Source organism: Microbulbifer sp. CNSA002, from assembly GCF_047324085.1.
Classification (GTDB): Bacteria; Pseudomonadota; Gammaproteobacteria; order Pseudomonadales; family Cellvibrionaceae; genus Microbulbifer.
In genome coordinates, this window is record NZ_CP172449.1 from 144586 (window position 1) to 167961 (window position 23376).

16 protein-coding genes and 1 tRNA gene are annotated in these 23376 nt (G+C 51.3%); 14 read left to right on the plus strand and 3 right to left on the minus strand.

The window, feature by feature from the left end; translation table 11 throughout:
- Nucleotides 1–123: 123 nt before the first annotated feature.
- The 6 genes from ACG1BZ_RS00670 to ACG1BZ_RS00695 all read left to right on the plus strand — a co-directional run bounded on the left by ACG1BZ_RS00670 (nucleotide 124) and on the right by ACG1BZ_RS00695 (nucleotide 7491).
- On the plus strand, nucleotides 124–1353 hold the full coding sequence (locus ACG1BZ_RS00670; protein WP_413663983.1) for an RtcB family protein: 1230 nt from the start codon (nucleotides 124–126) through the stop codon (nucleotides 1351–1353).
- 46 nt (nucleotides 1354–1399) lie between these two features.
- The gene (locus ACG1BZ_RS00675; RefSeq protein WP_413663984.1) at nucleotides 1400–1528 is read left to right on the plus strand and encodes a hypothetical protein; all 129 of its coding nucleotides are present in this window, start codon (nucleotides 1400–1402) and stop codon (nucleotides 1526–1528) included.
- A gap of 14 nt (nucleotides 1529–1542) precedes the next feature.
- Nucleotides 1543–1614 (plus strand) — tRNA-Ser (locus ACG1BZ_RS00680).
- A gap of 369 nt (nucleotides 1615–1983) precedes the next feature.
- On the plus strand, nucleotides 1984–3144 hold the full coding sequence (locus tag ACG1BZ_RS00685) for a slipin family protein (RefSeq protein WP_413663985.1): 1161 nt from the start codon (nucleotides 1984–1986) through the stop codon (nucleotides 3142–3144).
- A gap of 46 nt (nucleotides 3145–3190) precedes the next feature.
- Nucleotides 3191–4210 carry an RNA 3'-terminal phosphate cyclase gene (gene rtcA, locus ACG1BZ_RS00690; RefSeq protein ID WP_413663986.1) on the plus strand — a complete coding sequence of 340 codons (1020 nt, stop codon included), beginning with the start codon at nucleotides 3191–3193 and terminating at the stop codon, nucleotides 4208–4210.
- Between the two features lie 245 nt (nucleotides 4211–4455).
- On the plus strand, nucleotides 4456–7491 hold the full coding sequence (locus ACG1BZ_RS00695; protein WP_413663987.1) for a S8 family serine peptidase: 3036 nt from the start codon (nucleotides 4456–4458) through the stop codon (nucleotides 7489–7491).
- 279 nt (nucleotides 7492–7770) lie between these two features.
- Here the strand turns inward: ACG1BZ_RS00695 and ACG1BZ_RS00700 are convergent, their stop codons facing one another.
- The gene (locus ACG1BZ_RS00700; protein ID WP_413663988.1) at nucleotides 7771–8214 is read right to left on the minus strand and encodes an SRPBCC family protein; all 444 of its coding nucleotides are present in this window, start codon (nucleotides 8212–8214) and stop codon (nucleotides 7771–7773) included.
- Nucleotides 8215–8683: 469 nt separating this feature from the next.
- Between ACG1BZ_RS00700 and ACG1BZ_RS00705 the strand changes: the two genes are divergently transcribed.
- Complete coding sequence (locus ACG1BZ_RS00705; protein WP_413663989.1) at nucleotides 8684–9883, plus strand: alginate export family protein; 1200 nt, start codon at nucleotides 8684–8686, stop codon at nucleotides 9881–9883.
- 121 nt (nucleotides 9884–10004) lie between these two features.
- On the opposite strand, the gene ACG1BZ_RS00710 is transcribed toward ACG1BZ_RS00705, so the two are convergent.
- Together ACG1BZ_RS00710 and ACG1BZ_RS00715 are read right to left on the minus strand one after the other, a co-directional pair.
- A complete protein-coding gene (locus tag ACG1BZ_RS00710; protein ID WP_413663990.1) occupies nucleotides 10005–10682 on the minus strand; it encodes a CHRD domain-containing protein in 678 nt (225 codons plus the stop codon).
- Between the two features lie 481 nt (nucleotides 10683–11163).
- Entirely contained in the window at nucleotides 11164–13014 is a 1851-nt protein-coding gene (locus ACG1BZ_RS00715) for a histidine kinase (RefSeq protein ID WP_413663991.1), read from the minus strand.
- A gap of 320 nt (nucleotides 13015–13334) precedes the next feature.
- Here ACG1BZ_RS00715 and ACG1BZ_RS00720 point away from each other — a divergent pair, with 320 nt between their 5' ends.
- The 7 genes from ACG1BZ_RS00720 (at nucleotide 13335) to ACG1BZ_RS00750 (ending at nucleotide 23217) form a co-directional block, all read left to right on the plus strand.
- A complete protein-coding gene (locus ACG1BZ_RS00720) occupies nucleotides 13335–17105 on the plus strand; it encodes a nitrate reductase subunit alpha (RefSeq protein WP_413663992.1) in 3771 nt (1256 codons plus the stop codon).
- A 2-nt stretch (nucleotides 17106–17107) separates the two neighbouring features.
- Entirely contained in the window at nucleotides 17108–18655 is a 1548-nt protein-coding gene (gene narH / locus ACG1BZ_RS00725) for a nitrate reductase subunit beta (protein WP_413663993.1), read from the plus strand.
- Between the two features lie 19 nt (nucleotides 18656–18674).
- Entirely contained in the window at nucleotides 18675–19397 is a 723-nt protein-coding gene (narJ, locus tag ACG1BZ_RS00730) for a nitrate reductase molybdenum cofactor assembly chaperone (protein WP_282930423.1), read from the plus strand.
- Between the two features lie 4 nt (nucleotides 19398–19401).
- Nucleotides 19402–20091, plus strand: coding sequence for a respiratory nitrate reductase subunit gamma (narI, locus tag ACG1BZ_RS00735; RefSeq protein WP_282930422.1), 690 nt, complete (start codon nucleotides 19402–19404; stop codon nucleotides 20089–20091).
- Nucleotides 20092–20145: 54 nt separating this feature from the next.
- Nucleotides 20146–20970 (plus strand): peptidylprolyl isomerase, encoded by an 825-nt coding sequence (locus ACG1BZ_RS00740; protein WP_413663994.1) that lies wholly within the window; start codon nucleotides 20146–20148, stop codon nucleotides 20968–20970.
- A gap of 1 nt (nucleotide 20971) precedes the next feature.
- Nucleotides 20972–21619, plus strand: coding sequence for a carbonate dehydratase (gene can, locus ACG1BZ_RS00745; RefSeq protein ID WP_282930420.1), 648 nt, complete (start codon nucleotides 20972–20974; stop codon nucleotides 21617–21619).
- Between the two features lie 1133 nt (nucleotides 21620–22752).
- The gene (locus ACG1BZ_RS00750; protein WP_413663995.1) at nucleotides 22753–23217 is read left to right on the plus strand and encodes a hypothetical protein; all 465 of its coding nucleotides are present in this window, start codon (nucleotides 22753–22755) and stop codon (nucleotides 23215–23217) included.
- The last annotated feature ends 159 nt before the right edge of the window (nucleotides 23218–23376 follow it).

Below are 23376 nucleotides of genomic sequence, written 5' to 3' on the forward strand. Positions count from 1 at the left end.
TCGTTAAAAAACAATAGGTTACAAGTATTTTTCAGTTGTCTGCAAAAGTTGGCACCCAATTCGCTATATCAATAACTAAATGAAACACATGAATACCAAGCGCGGTTTCAAAAGGGGTGGAAGATGAAACCAATGCCATATGAAGTAATGCAGGCAGGTGGGGTACCGATTAAGTCTTGGACCCTGGGTGTGCCTTTTGAAGATGAAGCCAAAGCGCAGCTCAAAAATATCTCGCAGATGCCATTCGTCCATAAATGGGTCGCGGCGATGCCTGATGTACATCTAGGCAAAGGCGCCACCATTGGCAGCGTGGTCCCAACTCTAGGGGCAGTAATTCCCGCTGCCGTAGGGGTGGATATTGGCTGCGGTATGATGGCGGTTCGCACCAGCCTGACGGCGGCGCAACTGCCGGACAACCTGGCTGGAGTGCGCAGCGCCATCGAACGCGCTGTGCCCCACGGCCGTACTGGACGACACCGGGGGAGAGGGCGGGATAAGGGGGCTTGGGAGAACCCACCGGACGATGCACTTGCCGGTTGGGTGCCTCTTGCCGCCCAGTTTGAACTGCTCAAAGAGAGGCATTCAGTATTAAAAAATACTAATAATATCAATCACCTGGGAACACTCGGCACAGGCAATCACTTTATCGAGATGTGCCTGGATGAACAGGGTAGCGTGTGGTTGATGTTGCATAGTGGCTCTCGGGGAGTGGGAAATAGAATAGGTACTTACTTTATTGAGAAAGCCAAGCGGGATATGGAGCGCTGGCATATCCACTTACCGGACAGTGACCTGGCCTATTTCCCGGAAGGTACAGAGCACTTTGATGACTATGTGCAGGCGGTGGAGTGGGCGCAGGAGTTTGCCCGTATCAATCGCGAAGTAATGATGGTGCGAACTATTAGCGCGGTGAAGCAGGCCCTGGGAATGGATTTTGAGGCACGGATGGAAGCGGTGAATTGTCACCACAATTACGTTTCCCGCGAGCATCATTATGGCAAAGATGTGTTGGTGACCCGGAAAGGCGCTGTAAGAGCGCGTGCCGGCGAAATGGGTATTATTCCCGGTAGTATGGGGGCCAAGTCATTTATTGTGCGGGGGCTGGGTAACGAAGAAAGCTTCTGTAGCTGTAGCCATGGGGCCGGACGAGTGATGTCCCGTACCAAGGCCAAAAAGCTGGTCTCCCTGGAAGAGCATCGCGCGGCCACCGCCGATGTGGAATGCCGAAAAGACGAGGGTGTGATCGATGAAACCCCATCGGCCTACAAACCTATCGAAAAGGTTATGGCAGCACAGAAAGACCTGGTGGAAATCGTCTACACCCTCAAGCAAGTGGTTTGCGTCAAAGGCTGACGCGTTTTAGGCCAGGGATCGGCCGAACTAAGGCAATTGCTAAAGTATGCAGGCCGCCGAGCGAATTCGCCGGGTTGCCGCAACCGAGTTTGAGTTCTTTAGCCCGTCAGCGGAGCCGGTTCTGAATTCCGGCCCGGCACCACCGCCTATGGCGGCAGGTGTACCCACGGGATAGAAGTTCAAACGCCTACTTTGTAGCTCACTTGGTAGAGCAGTCGATAACTTATCGATTGGTAGCAGGTTCGATTCCTGTCAAAGTCCCATCGTTATCCAAACGACCTGGAAAGAGGCGAGAGCCTGGGGTTCGATTCCCCATTAAAAATCTACCTGGGGTCCGATAGCCTCTTGATACGGTAAATAGGATTTAGCGATTTACTGCGGAGGCATTCTGGCAACTGTGTCGTTAATCGTGGGTCTGCCCTGTGCGATCCAGCGGCAAGATTTATGATTGTGTCTCCTGGCCAAGAATTTTGGCTGTAGGCTCAGGGGGAGCTAAGTGGAGAAAATCGTAATTCCTCTGCCGCTGGGGCCAACTCGGCACAAACGGTTTACCACCTGTCGCTGGACGGGCCCCACCCTTGCGGCCCAATGGGGTAGCGCAGTATGGAAACGGAATAAAAGATAAGAACCATGATATCTCTGTTCAAAATATGGAAGAACGTGGATGTTGCGGATAGCGAGCGAGTGTTGCTATTTCGCCGCAACCGTTTTGAAGGGGTGCTGCCACCTGGCAGCCATCGTATATCCCTATTGTCCGGTGATGTACGGGCAGAAACTTATGATATTACCGATGTGGTATTCGGTGAAATCAAAGCCAAATTTTTGTTAAACACCTATGGTGAGATCCTTGGTGAATACCTGCAATCCTATGAATTGTCAGACCATCAGGTGGGATTGTTTTACCGGGATAATCACTTGGTCGATATTTTGCCACCGGGTACTTTTCGTGCTGTGTGGAAGGGCGGTGAATCCGTGCGGGTGGAAATCGTGGACATTTCTGAGGAATACGCCATCGATAAAAAAGTCCTGGGCTTACTGGGGCGAGGTGTACGTGCTGGACAAATGCGCACCGCCCTTCAGGCGGTAAGCTACAACGAGATTCCCGATGAGCACGTGGGCCTGTTAATGGTCAACGGTAAGTTGGAAAAGGTGTTACAGCCCGGCTGTTATGGCTACTGGAAATACAACCGCTCTATCGAGGTCAAGGTACTGGACTTGCGGTTAAAAACCATCGAAGTCAGTGGCCAGGAAATTCTGACCAAGGATCGGGTCAGCCTGCGTATCAACTTGACTGGTGCTTACAAAATTGCCGATGCAAAAAAAGTAGCGCTAAAGCTCAGCGATAGTACAGGCTTTATTTATCGCGAATTGCAGCTGCACTTGCGCGAGGCCGTGGGTACCCAAACCCTGGATAGCCTTCTGGCCGATAAGGACAGGCTGAATATTGTGATTGCGACTGGCATCCGTGACAAGCTGGTGAAATATGGTATCGAGCTTACTAGTGTCGGAGTCAAGGATATTATTTTGCCCGGCGATATGAAAATGATCCTTAATCAGGTTGTAGAAGCACAGAAGGAATCTGAGGCAAATCTGATTAAGCGCAGAGAAGAAACCCAAGCAATGAGATCTCTGCACAATACCGCCAAGCTGATGGATAACAACCCGGTACTGTTGCGCTTGAAAGAACTGGAAGCTTTGGAACGGGTCAGTACCCGCATCGATAAAATTTCCGTATATGGCGGTCTCGATGGGGTGATGAATGAGTTGGTGAAGTTACGCCCTACGGCTTAAAGGCGCCATTCACCAAAAAAAGATGTAAATTTTAAGGAATTAAACAGTGATTGAGATAGACGGCGCCCAGGGGGAGGGCGGCGGACAGATTTTGCGGACTTCCCTCACTTTGTCTGTTTGTTTGGGAGTACCGGTTCGAATTAAGAATATTCGAGCGGGTCGTAAAAAAACCGGTTTGTTGCGCCAGCACCTAGCCTGCTTGCGAGCAGCCAAAGCAATTAGCAATGCCGAAGTTAGCGGCGAACAATTGGGTGCTTCGGAAATAACTTTTGCACCGGGAAAAGTGCGTCCCGGTAAATACCACTTTCCTATTGGCTCGGCCGGTAGTACCAGTTTGGTGTTTCAAACCGTCTTGCTACCGCTGTTATTGGCCGATAGTGCCAGTGAGTTGCGCTTCGAAGGTGGCACCCATAATAAAAGTGCTCCCAGTTTCGATTTTATGGTCCATGCTTATTTGCCTTTGTTGGCTCGTATGGGCGCAGGTGTAGAAGTGGCTCTGGATGATTATGGCTTTTACCCTGCCGGAGGGGGCTCTTGGCGTGCTCGTGTCCAGCCGTTATCACAGTGGTCAAAGCTGGAACTGACGGAACGCGGCGAACTTCTGAATCGCGAAGCAGTTGCCACCTCTGCCTATATTCCCGCTCATGTGGCCCAGCGTGAACTGGCACAGGTGCACAGAAAGTGCGAATGGCCATCGGAGCAATTGCATCAAAGGCAGGTGAAATCCCAGGGGCCGGGTAACTTATTATCGTTGCGGTTGCAATTTGAAAAAGTGACAGAAGTTTTTGAATCTACGGGTGAGCAGGGGCTGAGTGCCGAGCGAGTTGCACAGCGTGGAATCTCACAAATGCAGAGATATTTAAACTCTAGCGTGCCGGTTGGTGAGTATTTGGCTGATCAGTTGTTACTGCCGATGGCCCTGGGCACTGGTGGTCGTTTTCGCACTATAAATCCTAGCCCACATCTTCTGACCAATATCGAGGTAATTAGGAATGTTATTGGTACGGAAATACAGTTAACAAAATTTTGTGACAATGACTGGGAGGTTTGGGTTGGTGATACTTAAAGCTCTTCAGAGAAAAATATAGTTATCGGATGAAAATAGTTTTAGGTTATCATAGCCCCCCTCAAAGAAGCTTTTTCTTACTCATCCTACAAGGAAAATAAAGGAGATTTCTGCAAGCGTTAGAGGTGCTTTGGTACTGATTTTGGCATTAATGCTCAGACTAGCGAATATCTTTTTTAATTTCTCTTTCTACGACATTTTTTCTTGATGAACTTTTTACAAACTTATAAAAGGAATTTATAGGAATGAGCACTAATTTCCTAAAGTTAGCGGTTCCTATGCTAGCTCTGATAATAACGGCATGTGGTGGCGGAGGGTCATCAACATCTGAATCGAATCAGGCACCAGTAGCCAGTTTTACTTTATCTCCTGAATCAGGGCTCTCACCAGCTGTTGTTAGCTTTGATGCATCTGCTTCCAGTGATAGTGATGGCAATATTAATAGCTACGACTGGGATTTTGGCGATGGTAGTAGCGCTAACGGGAAGGATGTCGAGCATACTTTTTATGCAGACGAAACCGCAAATCAGGAGTACACGATTAAGCTGACCGTAACTGATAATGATGGAGCCACGGATACAGCCGAGATAACGTTTACAGCACTAAAAAATTCACAACCGGTTGCAAAATTTTCGTACAGCCAACCAGATGTTAAATCTCGTTCAATTAAGTTTGATGCATCAGAAAGTACTGATGTGGAAAGTAGCGAATTACTCTACACCTGGGACTTTGGTGATGGTAATACCGGTGAGGGTGTACAGCCCGAGCATGAATACCAAGAAAACGGAGAATATGAAGTTCATCTTGTGGTGGACGATCAAACGGGGCTGACTAGTGAACAATCTATTAGCGTAATCGTCAGCAACGGAGAGTTTCTTATCTCGGGCCAGTTGTCGCTTTTGCAGGGTGTATTTGTTGATAGCGACACCAATGATTCAAACACCGAGCACATGCCTAATAACCTCATGAAAGATGCACAGGCAATTTCAAGTATTAGCGAAGTGTCTGGTTTTGTAAGCCGATTAGATAGCAGCTCCGAGGAAAGTCGGTACGATTTTTATCTCACTACCCTAAAAAAGAATCAAGAAGTATTCCTCCACATGCAGGAGTGGAATGATGGCAGTGCAGATATTGACCTGTATCTCATCGATGAATCTGGAAATTGGGTAGAAGGTTCATATGGTGTTGAAGATGAGGAGTCTGTGCTGGTACCTGAAGACGGTACTTACTATGTAGTTACACATGCTTACTGGGGTGCCTCAGCATACCGAATGCGATTGTCTTCAGTTCCGACGGTTGCCGGTGCAAGAAAAGGAATCCGGGCTAGTGACAATTTTGTGGCCAATCAGCTAGTAGCTCGTCTTAGGCCCAGTCTTAAAGCTGCTGGTATACAAGCGCTGGACTCAGTGGGTGCGATTAAGGGAAGTTCTGGAACTCATCGACCGATGCTGTTAGATGCTAATCAAGCTGCAATTGGGTTTGGTAAGGCTAAGGCAACCGGCACTGTTACAGATTTAAGCCGCATTGGAATAAAAGTTCCTAGTGAAGTGCAGTTCAAGTTGGAGACCATTGATGCACTTAAGGGCCTCCATGCCACCGGTCAGTTTGAGTATGTGGAATTAAACCGTATTCGCCAAAGTCAGTCAGTTGACGACCCACTTTACCCCAGAATGTGGCACTACTCGCAAATTGCTGTATCAGATGCATGGACAACTTCTACGGGTGAAGGGGCAATTGTCGCGGTATTGGATACGGGTATTTTATCCGGGCATCCTGATATGCAGGGCCAGTTAGTTTCTGGCTACGACATGATTAGTGATAGCGGAGCAGCACTGGATGGGGACGGTATTGACTCTAATCCAGAAGATCCGGGAGACGATCCCAACAGCATTTTTGACTCTTGGCACGGAACCCATGTAGCGGGCACTATCGCAGCAACGGCCAATAACGGCGTCGGTATTGCAGGGGTTGCTTATAACGCCAAGATTATGCCTGTGCGGGTACTCGGCTACGGCGGCGGGAGTGATTATGATATCGCACAAGGCATATATTTTGCAGCGGGCCTTACCAATGATTCTGGCACAGTCCCCGATCGCAAAGCAGATGTTATCAATATGAGTCTTGGTGGGCGGGGCTACTCCCAGACCTTGCAGGATGCGGTAAGCGCAGCTCGTGAGGCGGGTGTCATAGTGGTTGCGGCTGCCGGTAATTCTACAGATGATGCTACTAATTACTCACCAGCAGGCCTAGACGGGGTTGTGACGGTAGCTGCGACTCGAGAGGGGGGCGAATCTGCCTGGTACTCCAATTATGGCTCCGTTGTTGATTTGACTGCGCCGGGGGGGGAGACAGGAGAGTTCAATGCCGACGGTGGTGTGATTAGCACGGTCGGGCAAGAAACTGAAAGTGGGGAAATAGAATTTACCTATACGGGGATGCAGGGCACTTCCATGGCCGCACCTCACGTGGCTGGTGTTATTGCTCTTATGAAAGAGGAGTGGGAGTCAATGACTCCCGACGACTTTGATGGGTTAGTCACAGACTTCAAGGTTTCATACGGCGAGACACCGGATGCCTTTTACGGATATGGTGAAATTGATGCGGAGCTCGCTGTTGCCTCGGCAAGAGCCCAGGCCACTGGCTCAACTATGGCTGGTCGCCTTTATGTCGAGAATGGCCACCAGCGAGAGTTGTGGACCCAGACCGAGCTGGATATTGAGCTGCTCGCCGATACATCGGGAGTTTCGGTGGCTGAAGTTAGCGTGTCAGACTCTTGGTTAAGTGCTACTTACCTGGATGAGGAATCAAGCGGACTTGGTAGTTATCGAGTTACTGTAGATACCGATGCCATGCAAGCCGGACGCTATACCGGCACCGTCAGCTTTACAGCATCTACAGATACCCGATTTGATCTGTGGGTGTCGGTGCAGATTGCCAGTGAGGATGTTGCTTCAAATTCTTATGCTGGTGCCATATATGTGGAGTTTGTAGATATTGCAACTGGCGAAGCTGTTGGTCGGGTGATGGCAACTTATGATCCTGAGCTGGGAAGTTATAGTTACACCTCACCATCTTTGGATGCGACCTCGGAATCAGGCTTTGGTGTGATGGCTGGTACTGATGTCGATAATGATGGTGTTATCTGCGAGATAGATGAACTCTGCCAGCGTTTAGAAGGTGAGGATGGCTGGGATCCGGTGAGTGCAGGACCATCTCATATGAACGTGAAAAACGTAGATATGGAGTTGGGTGTGCTGTCGGATACCCTTGAAGAGTTATAAACTCAAGTACACTTGATTAAGTTTGGCAATCCCCATCCCTTGATGGGGATTGCTGCAAGTTTAAGCTCTTATCTACTTTTACTATTAAAAATAATGCATAGCATGGATTTTGAAGTACCGTTTAGTTAGTCAAGTCCGTAGAAAATTCCATAGTTTTTACAATTGTCAAAATCAATAACTGACTATTGGTTTTCGTAGTTATTGATCTTTTCTTTTGTTACGGCCAGGTTAGTTCAAGTATTAATACGCAAACGGTGTCACGTATTCTGCCCCGCGATATTAATAACTATTTGGCCTGCCATCACCACTTTCCAGGAAGTCCCTCAAGCTGCCGAGTAGATAGTGGTCCCAACCACTCTTACACATATCCCAGCATTTAATGTCAGGGGATAGGCCAATATGAGTGAATATGATTTCGGTTCCATTGTTGGCACTGCTAAATTCAAAACGTAGTGTGGTTCCTTCCCACTCTTTGGGATCATCAACATATTCTGAGATCATAAAAGACTGTATACATTCGAGTTCTATCAGCTGCATAGGTATTAATTTTTTGGCGCGAAATATCCAATATGACTTCCCTGTAAATCCAGTTTTGGCGATATCGTCAACTGCCAAGAACGGAGCGCTTGTGGGAGTCCACCACTTAGGCATTTGTTCAGTTACTGCCAGATAAGCTCTTTCCTGTGTAACTGGACTAAAGAAAGATACGGTATAGTCAGACATAACTCTCCTCCCACTTAGGTTTTTTCTTTGGATAGATTTTAAATATTAGTTTTAGCGTTAAATACTATTCTTGCAAATGTTTAAGCTGAAATTATTTGCTTTATTGAGCCGGCCTAATGGTATTACTCTTTTATTTCACTCATAGTAACTGGTGTTTATTATGATTTTTAATACCTATATTAGTTAAATTTGTTCAAAATGTTCCATTAAGCTGTTTTTTTCTATTTTATTTAGCTATGGAAGATCTGATTTCAAGTGGTTGATGTGTCTCAGTTAAATTAAATTGTAAAAGAGCTGAATATATTTAGAAGAAGACAATTTCACTGATTTATATCAATAGCTAAGTTGCTACTCGAGCTGCATAATGCTCCCCGCACCTGGGATGGCTGCTGAATATTGGAATTATTTTATGGAATGAATCCTGTTTCAGCGGTTGCCTTCTACTTAATCTTTTGCAAAGGAACGGCGAATGAAACAACAGAAATTATCCACCGTAATCGCGGCCATCATCCTTGGCATTTCCGGCTCTCAGGGAATTGCAGCAGAGAATGAAAGCGCCACACTCACTGATGCCCTGACTTCAGGGCAGGCGGGGGTAAATCTTCGCTACCGGATAGAAAATGTTGATCAGGACAATATGGACGATGTTGCTATTGCCTCAACCTTGAGAACCCGACTGAATTGGACCAGTGGCAGTTACCGTGGTTTTGATGCGTTTTTTGAAGTGGATAACATTAGTGAAATTGGCAACGACAATTACAATTCCACCGTGAATGGCAATACCGAGCACCCCGTGGTTGCCGACCCCCAGGGCACAGAGGTTAATCAAGCTTACTTAAAGTACAGTGGTTTTAACTCTATGGTGATTGCTGGTCGACAGCGCATTAACCTGGATGATCAGCGTTTTGTCGGTGGTGTGGGTTGGCGCCAGAATGAACAGACGTATGACGGCCTGCGTTACCAATTTGGCGGGGAAGGGGAGTTACAGCTGGATTACAGCTATATCTACAACGTAAACCGTATTTTTGGAGAAGACAGTGACTTATCGGACCTGGATGGGGATATTCAACTGTTTCATGCCAGCTATCCACTGGTAGAAGCGCATAAGTTAACTGCCTTCTTCTACAACCTGGACCTGGATAATGCTGAGAACTTCTCATCCCGTACTTTCGGTGCCGCTTACCGGGGAGATTTTGGCCTGTTCGAAACTCAGCTGAGTTATGCCCGCCAGGAGGATATCGGCAATAATCCCAGTAATTTTGCAGCCGATTATTATCTTGCTGAAGTTGCCGCACCATTGGGGCCGGTAAAAGGCAAGTTGGGTTATGAAGTTCTGAGTTCTGACGACGGTGTGGGTTTTAGCACACCACTGGCGACACTACACAAATTCCAAGGCTACACAGATAAGTTCATTGAAACTCCAGCAGATGGTGTTGAAGATTTATATCTCGGTGCCAGCCTGGCACTTGCCGGGGGAGACTTGGGAATTACTTACCACAGTTTTGAGGCCAATGAAGGTTCAGCAGATTACGGGACTGAGTGGAATATCAGTTACGGTCACGAGTTTAATGAATATTTCTCAGCGTTGGTAAAGTATGCCGCTTACGATGCAGATGAATATAGTGAGGATACCGATAAGCTCTGGTTGATGCTTACAGCAAAATTCTGATTTTTGTTAATTAACAATTTTCAAGTAGATATAAAAAAGCTGGGCTTGTACATAACGAAGCCCAGCTTTTCTTGTCTCAGCAGTAAACTCTGGCTTATAGATGCGTCAGTAAATTTGCAATCTACTTGTCCATTGTTAACAGGCCAGAAACCTCACCTTTGGGGTCCAGCTGGGTATGCAAGTTAACAAAGACCTTCCCATCCATTAGCGCCTTGCGATAGGGCTCCTCCACCATCCACTTGCCCATAATATATCCACTGGTGCCTTCAGCACATTTTTTTGCCAGGCCGTGCTTGCCCTTGTCAGTTTTAGTCTCGGGCCAGTCCGGGACCATACCCGGGTGATTGGGCATTCCGCAGATAGTCTGGATAATCGGGCCACTAGGTTTACCCGGCTTGCAAATAGGGGGCTCTTTGCCATCGCCTGCACATTGCATATGGAAGTGCGACATTGCCACCCCGCCCTTTGATAGATCGCTGTAGCCCACCATAAAGTGCAGCATATGTGACTGTTTGTCGTAGGCGCCAATAAAGAAGCCATCGGCATCTTTGGGGGTTTGCGGATTCACCTTCTTGCCGAGCATATTCTCATTAGCGGTGGTTAAGTCAGATTTAAAGATGGTGAACATCTTGTCATTGCCCGCTTTGGACCAGGCTTTCTCACCACCAGCCCCATGCTTGGCAGCTGATGGATCTTTCTCTTTTTTGTTATGGCTATCGGAAATCGTGAATGCAGAATAAGCCAGCAGAAATACTGCCAACATTAAGAAAGTGGCTCTGGGCAATGAACTCAGTTTCATAAACCTCTCCTCTCTATTAAATCGATATAGTCATTGCTTGATGGAATGGTTGGGTGCCAGGCCATCGAGGAGGCTGATATTCACCAATGTAATTGGTGTGAATCACGGGATAGGCTAGCGATAAGTACTTGTAGCATATGGGCTCGCGGTTGGCCCTTGGGGGTCAATTTAAGAGTCAGAATTTTTGACGATAGCTACTTGGGTGTTGGAGGAGCTTCAGGATGGAAGAGCGCTTGGATAGGTAATAAGGTCGTTGAAGATAGTTACTACTGGGGTGGAAGGAAAGAATACACCGCACTCGAGACACGCAGTGAATACATCCCTGTAACCTCCTAATCGGCATCCATGCCTCATAGGGTCCCGAGCGCGGTGTATTCTCTCTTTCTCCCTTTTTAGTAATAAAGATACTGGTGGATTTCGAATGATAGGGGCGGCACTAATGTGTTCGTTCCGAGTGACCTTTCATAAAGGTAGAGAGTTATCACCCCACGTCTTTCCACACCAATTCCCGCTCGCGGGCGTAGAGGGGAATAAAGTTGAAGCGCACTTCGGTGCCCCCTTCGCCGCGGCGGCGGATATTCAGATTGCCATTCAGGTTGCTGGCGCGCTCTTGCATGATCGACATACCGAAGTGATTGCGTTTCTCCGGCGCGTTGCTGATACCGATGCCGTTGTCGAGGATGCGTACATTGAGGGAGTGGTTGTCGGCTTGGGTCAGGCTGATCTGCACCATATCGCCCTGGGAGTGGTACACAGCATTTTGCGAGGCCTCGCGCACCAGTTGTAACAGGTGAATTTCCTCGTGGGGAGTTAGTGGTACTTCGTCCAGATGGTAGTCCAGCAGGACGTTAATCTGCGGGTGCTGCTCCCGGTAAGCGAGGATAGATTGCTCCAGGATACTGCGCAGGCCGCCGGGACCTATTTGCAGTCGGAAGGTGGTGAGCAGTTCGCGCAGCTGGCGGTAAGAGGAATCCAGGCCCTCTTTCAGCTCGGTAATAATCTCCTCTACCTTGGACTTGTCCACCTGCTCACTGCGATTGGCGCGGTTGAGTCGGGTAACCTGAATTTTCAGATAGGACAGGGATTGGGCCAGGGAATCGTGTAGCTCCCGGGCGATGATTGCGCGCTCGTCCAGTAGGGCAACACGGCGCTCCTGTGCCTCCCGCTCGTTGATGGCGATGGCTGCAGTGACACTGTCGGCAAAGGTAGCCAGGCGCTGCTGCTGTTCTTCGTCAAGATTCTCGCCTCGGGGCAGGGTACAGGTGAGTACGCCGTAATTGCGTTTGTCCACTTCCAGTGGGAATCGGTACACGCGCTGTTGGTCTTCATCGGAGGGGCCGCAGGTGTTTACGCAGATATGGCATTCACTACCCGTGCACTGGGTGTTGCCGAGCCCCTTCACCAGGTGTTCGTAGGGGGCCTCGCCCTCCGGGGTCATCAGGCATAGATCCAGGTTGTCCAGGCTGGCGACATTGGCGAACTCTCCCAGCCACTGGCCCAATTCCGCTCCCGAGAGCGGCCCCTCGCTTATCCGTCGAGCCAGGCGGTACTGGAAGTCCAGCGCTTTATGGCTCTTCTGTAACTGGGAGGTTTTCAACTCCACGCGATGGGCAAGATCCCGGTGGGTCGCGTGAATTTCATCGCTCATATAATTGATGGTACGCGCTAAAACCCCCAGCTCGTCCTCGCTGTTAATCTCCAGACGGTTTTGGTTGAAGTCTCCCTGGGCGATACTCAGGGAGCGGTTGGTCAGCTGCTTGAGAGGCTGCTCCACAGAGCGGTGCAGAATGCACAAAGAGAGATACACCAGGGTCACAATGGCAAACAGTGAACCCACCTGCACCAAACGCAGCAGGCTTATTTTTTCCTCGGCGATGGTCTGATAATCGAACACCAGTGTATCCACATCACCGATAAAGGGCTCCAGGCGGTTGGCCAACTGCAAGGAGTCCATGGAGGTGCGCTCGGTGGCAATGGACTCCAGCAGTGGGCGGATTTCTCCCTCCCAGCTTTCGATTACCTTGCGGTAATTGCGGGCTGCGGGCAGGTTATCGCTGGCGGTGAAGTCGGAAATGCTGAGTACCCGGGTCAGGCGTGCGGTCACCTCGTCTGCCAACTCAGCTGTGGTTTCGACATCCCCGGAGGGTGCGGTGGCCGCAAGTCGGTAGCTCATAGCCCGCAATGATCCGGCGAGGTTAACGGCGGCGGCATCGTTTTCGGCGGCATCGGAGATAATATAGGACGCCACCATAGAGCTCAGTGCTACCAGCACAGTGAGCAGCATCAGGGTGCCGATGCGGTAGACGATGGACTGTCGAATTCGGTTCAGCATATCGGATTCACTTCGCCCTGGGGCGGTTGTGGATGGCTGATCTCTATTGTGCCGTCCATTGGCGCACAAAGTTGTGGGTACCACTAAAGATCGCCAGTTTTGCACATAATTTAACCTGGCGCCTGTTTTTTGCACAGAGGCCCTGTTATTGCTGGGATAGGGCTCCACCATAGCGGCCCCCTGGCGTCGTTTCCCTACCCATTCGGGGGTAGTTCGTCGCTTTTCTACCCCTTTTTGGTCAGGTGATCCCGCCGCCCCTCCCTTTTATATTCCCGGTAAACCGATGCTTTAACCGCATGCCGATGCCCTGGGAGTACCGCATGAGCCATTTCCTGGACCGACTGAAATATCTGAAGAAACAAAAAGAGCCCTTTTCCGGAGGACACGGGGAAAAGACGAATGACGACCGCAGCTGGGAAGATGGCTACCGTCGTCGCTGGCAGTTCGACAAGATTGTGCGCTCCACCCACGGGGTGAACTGTACCGGTTCTTGCAGCTGGAAGATCTACGTCAAAGACGGCCTGGTCACATGGGAAACCCAGCAGACCGACTACCCGCGCACCCGCCCGGACCTGCCCAACCATGAGCCTCGTGGCTGCCCCCGTGGTGCCAGCTACTCCTGGTATATGTACTCGGCCAATCGCCTCAAGTACCCGAAGATCCGCAAACGTCTGGTAAAACTCTGGCGCGAAGCCAAGTTGAGACACAGCGATCCGGTGGAGGCCTGGGCCAGTATTGTCGAAGACCCGGCCAAGGCGCAGTCCTACAAAGAGCGCCGCGGTATGGGCGGCTTTGTGAGGATCAAGTGGGATGAAGTTAACGAGCTGATTGCCGCTTCCAACGTCTACACCACCAAGAAATACGGTCCCGACCGGGTGACCGGCTTCTCGCCGATACCCGCCATGTCCATGGTGTCCTACGCCGCTGGTGCCCGCTATCTGTCTCTGATCGGCGGCAACTGCCTGAGTTTCTACGATTGGTATTGTGACCTGCCGCCCGCCTCACCGCAGGTCTGGGGTGAGCAAACCGACGTGCCGGAGTCCGCCGACTGGTACAACTCCAACTACCTGATCGTATGGGGCTCCAATGTGCCTCAAACCCGTACCCCGGATGCGCATTTCCTCAGTGAAGTGCGTTACAAGGGCGCCAAAACCTGTGTGGTCACCCCTGACTACTCAGAGTGCTCCAAGTTTGGCGACACCTGGCTGGCACCGCGCCAGGGTACCGATGCGGCCCTGGCGATGGCCTTTGGCCATGTGATCCTGAAAGAATTCCACGTCGACAAGCCCAGCGCCTACTTCACCGAGTATGTGCGCACCACTACCGATATGCCGATGTTGGTGACCCTGGAAGAGCGCGACGGCAAGCTGGTACAGGGCCGATTCCTGCGCGCCTCTGACTTGGCGGATAACCTCGGCCAGGATAACAACCCAGAATGGAAAACCATCGGTGTTAATCACGATGGCCAGCTGGTTTCCCCTCAGGGCTCCATGGGTTATCGCTGGGGAGAGCCCTCAGCGAAAGAAGGCCGTGGCAAGTGGAATATTGAGCAGCGCGATGGTCGCAGTGGCGAAGAGTTGGAGCTGAAGCTCAGCCTCAAAGACTGCGCCGATGAAATTGCACAAGTCGCCTTCCCCTATTTCGGCGGCCAGACCCACGAGCACAATTACTTCCAGCACACCGAACACGATGAAGTAATCGACTACAAGGTGCCGGTGAAGCTTGTTCAAAACAAAGATGGCGAGATTCTAAAAGTAGCCAGCGTCTACGACCTGACCCTGGCGAACTACGGTGTCGAGCACGGCCTCGACGACCCCAACTGTGCTCAGAACTACGACGAAGACAAGCCCTACACCCCCGCCTGGCAGGAAAAGGTGACCGGTTGTCGTCGTGAGAATGTCATCCAGGTAGCCCGTGAGTTTGCCAACACCGCCGACAAGACCCGTGGACGCTCCATGGTAATTCTGGGGGCGGGTCTCAACCACTGGTACCACATGGATATGAACTACCGCGGGATCATCAATATGCTGATGATGTGCGGTTGTATCGGCCAGAGTGGCGGTGGTTGGGCCCACTATGTGGGACAGGAAAAACTGCGTCCGCAGACCGGCTGGACCCCACTCGCGTTCGGTCTCGACTGGCAGCGTCCACCGCGCCATATGAACGGTACCTCCTTCTTCTATAACCACGCCAGCCAATGGCGCTATGAGAAGCTGGAGATGGATGAAGTGGTTTCGCCGCTGGCCGACAAGAGCAAGTGGCAGGCTTCCATCATCGACTACAATAGCCGCGCCGAGCGCATGGGCTGGTTGCCCTCCGCGCCGCAGCTGGGGATCAACCCCCTGCAACTGACTAAAGATGCCGCCGCCGCCGGTATGTCTGCCAAAGACTACACGGTGCAGCAGCTCAAGCGCGGTGCGCTCAAATTCGCCAACCAGGACCCGGATAACCCGCAGAACTTCCCGCGCAATATGTTTATCTGGCGCTCCAACCTGCTCGGCTCCTCAGGTAAGGGCCACGAGTACATGCTGCGCCATCTGCTCGGTACCAAGCATGGTTTGATGGGCAAAGACCTGGGTGAAGAAGGCGGCAAAAAACCAGAAGACGTGGCCTGGCATGACGCCCCCAGCGAGGGCAAAGTGGATCTGCTGGTGACACTGGACTTCCGTATGTCCACCACCTGTCTCTACTCCGATATCGTATTGCCGACGGCCACCTGGTATGAGAAGGACGACCTCAACACCTCAGACATGCACCCCTTTATTCACCCGCTCACCAAGGCGGTGGACCCGGCCTGGGAAGCGCGAAGTGACTGGGAAATTTTCAAAGGCATAGCGAAGGAATTCTCCAACCTGACCGATGGGCACCTGGGGGTGGAAAAGGATCTGGTGACTCTGCCGATCCACCATGATACCCCCGGAGAAATCGCCCAGCCGTTCGGCGTTCAGGCTTGGTGGAAGGGCGAATGCGACCTGATCCCCGGCGTTACCGCGCCGAGCATGATTGAGGTGGAACGCGACTACCCCAATACCTACAACCGCTTTACCTCTATAGGCCCATTGCTGGAAAAACTCGGCAACGGCGGTAAGGGTATCAGCTGGAATACTGATGACGAGGTGGACTTCCTCAAAAAGCTCAATCGCACTTGGAAAGATGAGACTGCTCGCGATGGCCGCGCCCGTATCGACAGTGCGGTAGATGCTGCGGAGATGATCCTGTCACTGGCCCCTGAAACCAACGGCCAGGTAGCCGTGAAGGCCTGGGAAGCCCTCGGTGAGATTACCGGTCGCGATCACACCCATTTGGCCAAGCCCAAGGAAGACGAAAAAATTCGCTTCGCCGATATCGTGGCACAGCCCCGCAAGATTATCTCCTCGCCCACCTGGTCTGGCCTGGAAGATGAGCATGTGAGCTACAACGCCGGCTACACCAATGTGCACGAGTTGATCCCCTGGCGCACCATCACCGGCCGCCAGCAGTTCTACCAGGATCACGAGTGGATGCGTGACTTCGGCGAAAACATGTGTGTGTACAAGCCGCCGATCAACCTGAAAACCGTGCAACCGGTGTTGAACCAGAAGCCCAACGGTAACAAGGAGATCCTGCTGAACTGGATCACCCCGCACCAAAAGTGGGGCATCCACAGCACCTACTCCGACAACCTGCTGATGCTCACCCTGTCTCGCGGTGGACCCATCGTTTGGATGAGTGAGTACGACGCCAAGTTGGCAGGTATTGAAGACAACGACTGGATCGAAATCTTCAACGTCAACGGCGCCATTGCTGCCCGCGCAGTGGTATCTCAACGAGTGCCCGACGGTATGGCCATGATGTATCACGCCCAGGAGCGCATCGTGAATACACCGGGAGCGGAAACTACCGGCACCCGAGGCGGTATCCACAACTCCGTAACCCGCGCGGTGATGAAACCCACCCATATGATCGGTGGCTACGCCCAGCAGTCCTACGGCTTCAACTACTACGGCACTGTGGGCTGTAACCGGGATGAATTTGTGGTGGTCAGGAAAATGAACAAGGTCGATTGGCTGGATGGCGAAGACGTCAAAGAGCCGACGCGAGAGGAGGTGTAGCAATGAAAGTTAGAGCCCAGATAGGCATGGTGCTGAACCTCGATAAATGTATCGGCTGTCACACCTGCTCGGTGACCTGTAAAAATGTGTGGACCTCCCGCGAGGGGGTTGAATACGCCTGGTTCAATAACGTCGAGACCAAACCCGGTGTTGGCTACCCCAAAGAGTGGGAGAACCAGGACAAATGGAACGGCGGCTGGACCCGCAAGAAGAACGGTAAATTGCAGCCGAAGATTGGTGGCAAGCACCGCGTACTAGCCAACCTGTTCGGCAACCCGGATATGCCGGAGATCGACGACTACTATGAGCCGTTCGACTTCGACTACCAGAACCTGCACAAGGCTCCGGAGCAGAAGCACCAACCGGTAGCCCGCCCGCGCTCGCTGATTACTGGCGAGCGCATGGAAAAAATCGAATGGGGCCCCAACTGGGAAGAGATTCTCGGCACCGAATTCGAGAAGCGTAAAAAGGACAAAAACTTCGAGCAGGTGCAGGCCGACATTTACGGTGAATTTGAAAACACCTTCATGATGTATCTGCCGCGCCTGTGCGAACACTGCCTCAACCCGGCCTGTGTTTCTGCGTGCCCCAGCGGTGCCATCTACAAGCGCGAAGAAGACGGCATCGTTCTGATCGATCAGGACAAATGTCGCGGCTGGCGCATGTGCGTATCCGCCTGCCCCTACAAGAAGATCTACTACAACTGGAAAACCGGTAAATCTGAGAAGTGTATCTTCTGTTACCCACGAATCGAGGCGGGTCAGCCAACCATCTGCTCCGAGACCTGTGTGGGCCGTATCCGCTACCTGGGGGTGTTGCTCTATGACGCAGACCGCATCGAGGAAGCCGCTTCTGTAGAAGACGAAAAAGCGCTCTACCAGGCCCAGTGCGATATCTTCCTCGACCCGAGCGATCCCAAGGTCCAGGAAGCTGCCCGCGCCGAAGGTATCCCCGAAGCCTGGCTCGAAGCTGCGCAAAACTCCCCGGTGTACAAGATGGCTATCGATTGGCAGATCGCCCTGCCGCTGCACCCGGAATACCGCACCTTGCCCATGGTTTGGTACGTGCCACCCCTGTCTCCGATCCAGAACGCAGTACAGGCCGGCCAAGTGGAAACCGTTACCGTGGGTCGCGGCGCCGAGATCCCCGATCTCTCCACCCTGCGTATCCCGCTGCAATACCTGGCCAACCTGCTCACCGCCGGCGACGAGAAGCCAGTGGCCCGTGCCCTGGAACGCATGATTGTGATGCGCGCCTATATGCGCGGCATCCATGTGGACGGCATTCAGGAGCGCGAATTGCTGGAAGAGGCTGGCCTGACCGTAGCCCAGGTAGAAGAGATGTATCGCTACATGGCACTGGCCAATTACGAGGATCGCTTCGTGGTGCCTTCAAGCCATAAGGCCTACGCCGAAAACGCCTACGACATGAAGTCCTCTTGTGGTTTCAGCTTCGGCAACGGCTGTAGCACCGGCAACGACAGCACCAATATTTTCGGTGGCAAGCAGCACGCAGTGCGCGAAGTAATACCCGCCAAAGTAGTCGACTAAGGTCGAGCGGAGAATACCGATGAAAGTACTAAACCTGATCGCCCGCCTGCTGGATTACCCGTCCGATGAGCTGGTGGCGCACCTGGATGAGCTGACCAGCTGGTTGGCTGAATCCGAGGATCTGGATGCTCCGTTGCGCGACAAGCTGCTGGCATTTATCTCCCATTACGAGCGTATGGATGCGCTCGATTGGCAGAGCGAATACGACGGTTTGTTCGAGCGCGGTCGCGCTGTATCCCTGCATATCTTCGAGCATATCCACGGCGAATCCCGTGATCGTGGCCAAGCCATGGTAGACCTGACCGCGCGCTATCGCAGCGCCGGCCTTGAGCTGAATGAGCGCGAACTGCCGGATTACCTGCCCACCTACTTGGAGTTCTGTGCCACCCAGGGGGAAGCAGCCTACGGCTGGGTTCACGATATTACCCATGTGATAGCCCTGTTGAGCGCGCGTCTGTCCAAGCGTGAGAGTCCCTACCACCTGCTGATGGATGCGCTCTTGCAGATGGCCGGGGTATATGTCGATCTGACAGCACTCAAGGAAGAAGTCGCCAACGAAGAACGTGACGATACCCCCGAGGCGCTGGACAAGATCTGGGAGGAAGAGGCCGTGAGCTTTAGCGGCGCCAACAATTGCGACCAGTCAATAACGCGGCCCAGCAATGCGCAGCTGCGCGACGGCCAGCCCCTTAACTGGGCCAACGCCGCGCAGAATTCTGCCCAGCCCGCACCACAGGAGTAACAAGATGAACTATCTGAATACGCTGCTCTTCGCCATCTACCCCTTTGTCGCCCTCACGGTATTTCTGGTGGGTAGCCTGATCCGCTACGACCGGGATCAGTACACTTGGCGCACCGGCTCCAGTCAGTTGTTGGAGCGCAAGCAATTGCGCATCGGCAGCTACCTGTTCCATATCGGCGTGATAGCCATTCTCGCGGGCCACTTTGTCGGCCTACTCACACCCAAAGCGGTGTGGCACTTCCTCGGCATTGAAGCTTCCACCAAGCAGATGATGGCAATGGGGATCGGTGGTTTCTTCGGGGTGATCTGCTTTATCGGTCTTACCATTCTGGTTAAACGCCGCCTCACCAATAAGCGCGTACGCGCCACCACCTCCAAAATGGACTTGGCCATACTGCTGATGCTCTACGCGCAATTGATCCTCGGCCTGATCAGTATTGTGGTATCTGCTGGCCATATGGACGGTGCTGAAATGCTCAAACTGATGGCTTGGGCTCAGTCCATTGTCACGCTAGATGGTGCCGGTGCAGCTGCTGCAATAAGCGGAGTGAACATCATTTACAAGCTGCATATTTTCCTCGGCATGACACTGTTCCTGCTGTTCCCCTTCAGCCGCCTGGTACACGTATGGAGTGTTCCGGTGCAGTACTTCCGCCGCAATTACCAGGTAGTCCGCGCCAAAGCTGCGCGCTAATCCCTGCAACTATTAAATGGCCCGCCATGAGCGGGCCCAGTGTGGAGTTGAGTCATGAATACATTACTGGCCACTGATGCTGCCGGCGGCGAATTTGAGATGGCCGAGGTAGTGGCCGTTAACGGAACTGAAATCCCCGCCGACCTGATCTACCAAGAGATGCAGTACCAGCCTGCCGATTCTCCGCGTCAGGCGATCTACTGCGCCGCACGCGCTCTGGTTATCGGCTGGCTGTTACGGGATCGAGCCGCAGGGCAGGGTCTCTGCGCTGCCGACGAAGACTTGCACAGTGAGGCTTTCGATCGCGCAGTCTCAGATCTATTAAAAGGCGAGCTACAGGTGAACCCGGCAACCGACGCCGAGTGCCGCGCGTACTTCGAAGCCCACCCGTATAAGTTCCGCTCCGATCCCCTCGCAGAAGTACGCCATATCCTGATCCCGGCTGCACCGGATGACTCCGAGGCCTGCGCCAAGGCACGCATCGCAGCCGAGAATATGCTGGAACAGATTCGCGCCGACTCCAATCCGCTTCAATCTTTCGCTCGTTTAGCCCAATCCCACTCAGCCTGCTCCTCCTCCGAAGCCGGTGGTAGCCTCGGCCAAGTGGGGCGCGGTGACACCGTCGCCTCCTTCGAGCGCGCAGTGTTCGAGCAGGGCACCGGATTGGTAGCGGAACCCGTGGAGACCCCCTACGGTGTGCACCTGATTTATGTGGAGCAATGCGAACCGGGCCGCCCACTGGAATACGAATATGTCTCGGAGCGTATCGAGGAATACCTGACTGAGAAACGCCGCCGCCAAATGACCAGCGACTACCTGCAAAAAATGGTGCAGGCCGCGCAAATATCCGGCCTGGACTTATCGGGGGAGGCCCACTGAGGTGGCAGAGATTCGCCAATTGTTCGCGCGCAATCGCGCCTGGGCAGAGGATAGGACGGCACAGGACCCGGAGTTTTTCCAACGCCTGAGCCGCCTGCAAGTACCCAAGTATTTATGGATCGGCTGCTCCGATTCCCGCGTGCCCGCCAACGAGATTGTGGGCATGGCACCGGGGGAGCTGTTCGTTCACCGCAATATCGCCAACGTGGTGGTACACACAGACTTTAATTGCCTCTCGGTGCTGCAATACGCCGTAGAAGTACTCAAGGTGGAACACGTGGTGGTGTGTGGCCATTACGGTTGTGGCGGCGTACAGGCTGCCATGGGCCACAGCGAATGTGGCTTGGTGGATAATTGGCTGCGCCATATCAAGGATGTCTACGCCCGCCACAGGCAAGAGCTGGAATCCCTCGATAAAGAATCCCGCTCAGCGCGCCTTTGTGAATTAAATGTGATGGCACAGGTACAAAACCTGGCCATGACCAAAATAGTCCAGCACGCCTGGGACCGAGGCCAACGCCTCAGCCTGCACGGCTGGATCTACGATATTCGCGACGGCCTGATTAGAGATCTGGGAATGCGGATGGACGACCGCGGTCAGGTGCCAGAGATTTATCATGTTTATGGTGAGGTGCAGGAGGAGGGGTGAGTTTATAACTGCTTTATCCCGTTCTAGACCATAAGTATAAATAGTGCAGTTGCGTTTAAATATTTTTAGAAATACAGCGTTTGATTCCGCTTCGATTCTGCTAAAGCCGACGGCTATCAGCATCAGGTAGGGCGGCGATACCGCCTTCTCTTTCCAAACTGCAAAGAGGGTAACCATAAATACCGTTATCCTCAATCACATGTTCGACCCATGCTTATCTTTATTTCTTCTAACTCCCAATACTGCACTGAGTGCAAGGCACAGCGACTAAATCCCTAGTATGATAAATAAAGAGCGGTTTATTACTGACAGGGCCCTCAAATAGCAGAACTACCCAAGCTGCGAAATAAAGCCAACGCACTCAAGATCTCGGGATACTGGCGTAATAAGAGCTAGAGATAGATTTTAGTGAGGAGATAATCTTTTGGCAAAAACGGAAGGACAAACCCTAGAACGAGCTGAACAACTTTTAGAAGTACAAAATCAAATTGATCATTTGAACATCAATTTAGATATGTGAGTTATACGCTAAAATCTCTCTTTCTCCTATTCTGTGCTTGCTGCTCCCCGTAGCACTCTGCTTTTCCTAAAACGCTACTTTATATGCCACTTTATCGTCTGAAGTCTATCTGATTTTCGAACATCGATAGGAGACAAAAATATTTATCTTAAAACCTTCGATTACTGGAAACTCAATATTTGAAAAATATTCAAATTTAGTAACAAGAAATTAAGGATAAGCAGACAAAGATAAAGAGTTTTACGCCCCCAGATTGTGGCTTACTTATTATAAATAAATATATTCACGAATAAATGAAAATCATTAAGTAATTTATAAATTCATAAAATTAATAAGCGCTCCCGATATTTATCCTCACGAAAAAAATATAACTAAAACTGGCATCAAATACCATGTTTATCAAAATTTGTATCCCTCCGAACTGACGGAGAAAAGCGTCTTATAGGAGTGGAGATAAGAGGACTTGGAAGTTGAATGTTACTGCAGTTTAAGTGGGCCCAATTTTTTGCTTCTCCAGCGATGATTAATGTAGATGCATTACCCGTAAGGGATGAATACCCAGCGTATTCATGCTTCTACCTATTCTAATTACTAAAAATAGGAAATAATGAACATGAAAAAGATCCTTACCGCGCTCGCCCTGGCAATTGTTAGCACCGGCGCAGCCGCTGACACCTGGTCTCCCCAAGGTACCATTGGCCTGGCCAATGTCGGTGATATAAAAGTATCTAAGGGTATAAACCTTACTTGTGGTCTATCTGGTAGTTCTACTACAAATTCAGCAGGTAACGCCTCTGTGGGCAGCTTGTCATTGAATACTGGTTTCCTTTGTGGGTCAGTTAGCTTTACCAATCTGCCCTATACATTGGTAGGTAATGCAGGGAATACCGTTACCCTAAAAGATGTAACTGTTGCAGCTATTACCGGCAATTGTTTTGGTGATATTACCGGTAGTTTTAACCAATCTACCGGAGAAATTACTTTTAATGCCGCGGTACTCCCAAGCGTAGGTTTTGGTAGCGACTGCAAAATAACCGGTACTATCTCCACAAATCCCCAGGCATCTTTCGTGCCATAAGTAACCTTTAAAAGGCCAATATCTAAAGTAGAGTAGTCAGAAAGTACTGGCTACTCTACTTTTTCCCCGGCGGTATATTCATAAAAAAACAAGATATTTGTTTCTAAATATCAATCATTATCTGCAAAAAAATTCTCATCCTCTTTTTTTAATATGCCT

Bases quoted from the DNA above. Each gene is read 5' to 3' on its own strand.
- narJ (WP_282930423.1), top strand. From the start codon at position 18,675: ATGAAAGTACTAAACCTGATCGCCCGCCTGCTGGATTACCCGTCCGAT.
- narI (WP_282930422.1), top strand. From the start codon at position 19,402: ATGAACTATCTGAATACGCTGCTCTTCGCCATCTACCCCTTTGTCGCC.
- ACG1BZ_RS00740 (WP_413663994.1), top strand. From the start codon at position 20,146: ATGAATACATTACTGGCCACTGATGCTGCCGGCGGCGAATTTGAGATG.
- ACG1BZ_RS00705 (WP_413663989.1), top strand. From the start codon at position 8,684: ATGAAACAACAGAAATTATCCACCGTAATCGCGGCCATCATCCTTGGC.
- ACG1BZ_RS00675 (WP_413663984.1), top strand. From the start codon at position 1,400: ATGCAGGCCGCCGAGCGAATTCGCCGGGTTGCCGCAACCGAGTTTGAG.
- ACG1BZ_RS00710 (WP_413663990.1), bottom strand. From the start codon at position 10,682: ATGAAACTGAGTTCATTGCCCAGAGCCACTTTCTTAATGTTGGCAGTA.
- ACG1BZ_RS00670 (WP_413663983.1), top strand. From the start codon at position 124: ATGAAACCAATGCCATATGAAGTAATGCAGGCAGGTGGGGTACCGATT.
- ACG1BZ_RS00750 (WP_413663995.1), top strand. From the start codon at position 22,753: ATGAAAAAGATCCTTACCGCGCTCGCCCTGGCAATTGTTAGCACCGGC.
- ACG1BZ_RS00685 (WP_413663985.1), top strand. From the start codon at position 1,984: ATGATATCTCTGTTCAAAATATGGAAGAACGTGGATGTTGCGGATAGC.
- ACG1BZ_RS00700 (WP_413663988.1), bottom strand. From the start codon at position 8,214: ATGTCTGACTATACCGTATCTTTCTTTAGTCCAGTTACACAGGAAAGA.
- ACG1BZ_RS00720 (WP_413663992.1), top strand. From the start codon at position 13,335: ATGAGCCATTTCCTGGACCGACTGAAATATCTGAAGAAACAAAAAGAG.
- narH (WP_413663993.1), top strand. From the start codon at position 17,108: ATGAAAGTTAGAGCCCAGATAGGCATGGTGCTGAACCTCGATAAATGT.
- ACG1BZ_RS00695 (WP_413663987.1), top strand. From the start codon at position 4,456: ATGAGCACTAATTTCCTAAAGTTAGCGGTTCCTATGCTAGCTCTGATA.
- ACG1BZ_RS00715 (WP_413663991.1), bottom strand. From the start codon at position 13,014: ATGCTGAACCGAATTCGACAGTCCATCGTCTACCGCATCGGCACCCTG.